Here is a 309-nt window from a genome sequence, read left to right on the forward strand (position 1 = left end):
TCACCGCGCTGACCGGCGACTACACGATCGACCCCGCGCACAGCACGATCGGTTTCGTCGCCCGGCACGCCATGGTCACCAACGTCAAGGGCGGCTTCCAGGACTTCACCGGCACGCTGCACCTCGACGGTGCCGACCCCACCCGGTCCACCGCCACGCTCGACGTGCAGATGGCCAGCATCGACACCGGCAACGCCGACCGTGACGGCCACCTGAAGTCCGCCGACTTCTTCAAGATCGACGAGTTCCCGGTCATGACCTTCCGCTCCACCGGGGCGGAGGCCCTCGGCGGCGACGCGTACCGCATCA

The 309-nt window shown here is 68.3% G+C and carries 1 protein-coding gene; it reads left to right on the forward strand.

Annotated features, from left to right (window positions below):
* Nucleotides 1-8: 8 nt before the first annotated feature.
* Nucleotides 9-309 (forward strand): YceI family protein (locus CCN44_RS42930; protein WP_244204096.1); only part of this gene is annotated, 301 nt, incomplete at its 3' end.

Origin of the sequence: Streptomyces tricolor (genome assembly GCF_002155905.1) — a bacterium.
Taxonomy (GTDB): Bacteria; Actinomycetota; Actinomycetes; order Streptomycetales; family Streptomycetaceae; genus Streptomyces; species Streptomyces tricolor.